This window comes from Petrotoga sp. 9PWA.NaAc.5.4, from assembly GCF_002895485.1.
Taxonomy (GTDB): Bacteria; Thermotogota; Thermotogae; order Petrotogales; family Petrotogaceae; genus AZRK01.
In genome coordinates this window covers 1-4,078 of the sequence record NZ_AZRK01000032.1, presented here as the reverse complement: position 1 = coordinate 4,078, position 4,078 = coordinate 1, and the positions used below count along the sequence as shown (strand labels likewise).

The following is a 4,078-nucleotide window of genomic DNA, read 5'->3' as shown; positions in this document are numbered from 1 at the left end:
TATGTACTTTCTTTGTGTAACCAATCTTAATTCAAAAAAGGCATAATAAATCAAAATAAAACACTTTAGATTAAACAACTTTCAAGAATGAATTAACGTTCCTTATACTCTATTGGTAACTTTATTCTTTACCCTCTTTAATTCATCAACAACCAAGTCAAGGACATATTTTACTTCAGTGTTATATACCAACAATACAATAACAAGTCCAACTACTGCAGAAAGAACCTGCCAAACAAGATTTCCTATAAATGTGTTTATAAACGCTACTATGACAAAAACAATCGTAGCTGTGAAGAATTTACCCAGATGATAATTAACTGGATATAAATACTTTGATATAAACGTTCTCATAATAAAGAAGATAATATAAGATATACCTGTCGCAAAAGCTGCGCCTTTTGCACCATACAAAGGAACAAGTAATGTGTTCCCAACAATGTTACATCCCGCCGCCACAGTTGCTATCAACATGTGCCAAAAAGTTTTTTTCTTAAAGTTGATTCCCACAACTGACACTTCTGATGTTGTGTACATTATTGGCATTAAAATTAGAAAAGGAGCTATTTGTGCTGCAGAACGATAAGATTTTGCTAAAAGTAAAAATATTACATCTTTAAACACAATAATTAGCATTCCCACAACAAACATAGCAGCGGAAATAAACAAAGATACCTTTTCAAAAAGCCCGGTACTTTCTGGATTATTTTCATAACTTTCGTAAGAAACAGGTGTCCAGAAGGTGGTAAAACCCGTTTGAATTAAATTCATAATAGCAACTACTTTAAAAGCTGCTGAATACAATCCAATCTCAGTAAAAGTTGCATAGTTTCTTAAAGCTAATTTATCAAAAGATTGAAAAATCCAGATTATTAAAAATGTAGGAACAAAAGGTAGCCCATACTTGATAATTTCTTTGACTGAATCAAAGTTAACTTTAAACTTTCCAAACCACAAATCTCTTTCAAGAAATATAGCTAATGTGGCAGAAACTATATGAGAAAGAAACAATCCTACAATAATGGCATAAAAAGTTCTTGAAACAAGCAATGCATACAAGATCGTAAAAACAGCATTTGAAATCCCGTTAACAACTCTTAGCGTTGAAAAGGCTATACCTCTTTGTTTCATTCTAACAACTAATGTGGCAAATCGTTCTACACATCCTATTAAAATAGTCAGCCCCAGTAAGAAGATAGATAAAAAATGATTAGAATCCTCAAAAAGAACGAAAGATAACTCCTTCCAAAACAATCCAATTATAACAAACACAATAAATCCTACAGACAGACCTGGCATCAAAGATTCCCAAAGCAGGTTTCGTCTATCTTCTTCTGGTTTCTCATAGAACATTCTTACAAAGCTTTGATCAGTACCAAGGAGAGAGATGTTTAAAAACAAATTAAAGGCTAATGTAAACATAGAGGCCTTACCAAATTCTTCAGGAATGATGAGCCAGGTAGTTATAGGGGTAGTGACAAAAGAAATAAGGGCAGCAATCCATTGCCCTATAGAAAACTGAAAAAATGATTTAATAAAGTTTCTTTCTTTATTCATTTAAATTCTTCCTCTTTCAACACTTCTTCATATACTTTCACTTCTTTTTTTACAATGTTTTCCCACGAATACTCTAAAGCTTTCTCTCTTATATAATTACTATCGATAGGATTTTCTAATAAGTTAATCACAGCTTCTGCTAACCTTTTTTCAAAGTTCTCTCCTTCTTCTACAACTATCCCTCCATCTCCTATTGCTTCTGGTATTCCACCATTACTACTTCCAACAACCGATACTCCACACGCTTGAGCTTCAATTATTACCGCTCCAAATCCTTCATTTCTACTTGGTAGTATCATAACATCCATAGCATTAATATAATACGGCACCTTATCCTGAGAAACTCTTCCAACAAATTTTGCCTTCAAATTTCTTTTTTGGCATTCTTTTTCAATGTTTTCTCTTAATTCTCCATCTCCAACAACTAAAAACTCTACATCTTTCTTACTCGATATATATTCAAATATCTGAGGGAATTTATCAGCTCTCTTTATTTTTTTCAAACCTCCAACAAATCCTACTACCTTTTTGTTAAATCCTAATTCGTTTTTTATCTTTTCTTTATCTAAAGGCTTGAAAATTTTTGGGTCTACACCATTTGGTATAACAACAGCATTTTTTTCTGAATAATCTAAAGATTTTGCTTTATTTAGCAAAGCGTTACTTACAAATATTACTTTACCTGCTTGTTCTAATACGTTATTATACAATTCTTTGTTATTTGGCATTGCTAAATTTATATCGCTACCATGACAAGTAACAACATATGGAATATTTAATTTCTCTGATATAAGTTTTGCTACCAAACCAGATGGCGGATCAAACATTCCATGAGCATGAATTATATCAAATGATTCATTAATAGTTAAATTAGAAATTTTTTCTGAAAGTCTTCGTGAATAGGTCAATAAAAGATCTTTCCTAAAAACCTTCTTATAAATAGAATCCATTAAAGTTCTCTTGAAATTTGCATAATTATATTCTATACCTTTACTAACAATGCTTGCTTCTCTAATCCCAGCTTCTTGCTTTCTAAAGATATATTTTACAATTTTTAATATAAATGTATCTTTCCCAATTATTCCATATGTCTTAAACTCAATATCAAACTCTTTCAACTCCTTTAATCTCTTAGTTATAAAAATCCCACTTGTTTCATTTTCTGGATAAGGGAATAAATTGGTAATAAAAAGTATTTTCACTATAAAATCAACCCCGTATTATTTTCCTCTCAAACAACTTTGATATAACTATTATAACCTAACTCAAACTATTTTAAAAGTCAATTTAATTTCTAAAAACTCTCCTAAAAAATATCAAAGAATTTTGAAAAATCAAAAGTGAAAGTACCCGAAAAATTAAGACACCTGTCTTAAAAAATAAGACAGAACTGTATGAAATTTTCAGACAAAACTGTCTTAAAAAATAGGACATTATATAATACATAATACAAGAAACATATATTATTTTCAGAAAAATTTTTCTGATTTTATCTCACACAAGATTTCCAAAAAATTGCAAAAACAGATAAATATTTTGCGGATATTAATTATAGAGAAAAGAAAATATCTTATACAAAAAACTATGAGGTGAAATTATGAATATTTTCGATCTAGTAAACATTTTCTTTGAAGAAGACAAAAAGAGTAAACTTCCTTCTTCTTCAGCAAAGTTATATTTTTTCTTAATTTATCAAGCGAACAAACTATTTTGGGAAGGCCCTTTAATACTCTCAATTAGACATTTATCAAATCAACTAAAACTTGACAAAAACACAGTTGTAAAATCCTTAAAAGAATTATACAAAAGACAACTTATAACCTACTACCCATCAGAATACTTTCAAAAAGCTAATCATACATCCATTTGGTTTCCACAAACAACTTCAAAACCAAAAAACAATAAAGAGGTGAAAAATCTTGTTAAACACACAACCACAAAAGAAAACAAATACTCCAACTATTTCTAATAACAATTGTCCATGTACAAAACCGTACAACTGCCTTACCAACGGAATAATTGATCATGCATTTTGCAGCAAATACGCAAATTATTTAAAAGCCATCAGTTACTTCAACGATGTTGTGCCAAAAATATATTCTGACGTTTCTTTCACTAATTTCGTTATAAAAAACACGATTATAAAAAAAGCAGTGTATAAAAGCGTTTACTTTGTAGATCACAAATTATGGCAAAAAGGCAGTGGCTTGATTCTACATGGAGGTTGCGGTACAGGAAAATCACGCTTAGGTTACACCATCCTAAAAGAAATAGCAATTATGGGAGGCATAATAGGAGTAGTAGATGTATTACATGACTTTGAAACATTTGAGCAAGCAGACGAAGTTCTAAAAACAGCATTAAAATCAGATATAATCTTTATCGACGATCTTGGAGCAAAAGATTACAAATGGATAACAGAAAAAATTAGAATAATAATAGATGAGATCAACAGAAGTCAAAAAAGCCTAATAATATCAACAAACCTAAATCCACAAATATTAATAAACTCATTAGAACT

4 protein-coding genes are annotated in these 4,078 nt (G+C 30.2%); 2 read left to right on the top strand and 2 right to left on the bottom strand.

The genetic code is table 11. From position 1 onward, the window contains the following. Positions 1-102: 102 nt before the first annotated feature. Both X924_RS08015 and X924_RS08010 read right to left on the bottom strand, forming a co-directional pair. On the bottom strand, positions 103-1,557 hold the full coding sequence (locus X924_RS08015) for a lipopolysaccharide biosynthesis protein (protein WP_121958404.1): 1,455 nt from the start codon (positions 1,555-1,557) through the stop codon (positions 103-105). Further along, complete coding sequence (locus X924_RS08010) at positions 1,554-2,759, bottom strand: glycosyltransferase (RefSeq protein ID WP_121958403.1); 1,206 nt, start codon at positions 2,757-2,759, stop codon at positions 1,554-1,556. The genes X924_RS08015 and X924_RS08010 overlap by 4 nt, the downstream gene beginning before the upstream one ends. 395 nt (positions 2,760-3,154) lie before the next feature. Between X924_RS08010 and X924_RS08005 the strand changes: the two genes are divergently transcribed. Together X924_RS08005 and X924_RS08000 are read left to right on the top strand one after the other, a co-directional pair. Next, entirely contained in the window at positions 3,155-3,526 is a 372-nt protein-coding gene (locus X924_RS08005) for a hypothetical protein (RefSeq protein WP_121958402.1), read from the top strand. Next, positions 3,477-4,078, top strand: a 602-nt coding sequence (locus tag X924_RS08000) for a hypothetical protein (protein WP_146255685.1), incomplete at its 3' end; no start/stop codon positions are given. The genes X924_RS08005 and X924_RS08000, both read left to right, overlap by 50 nt.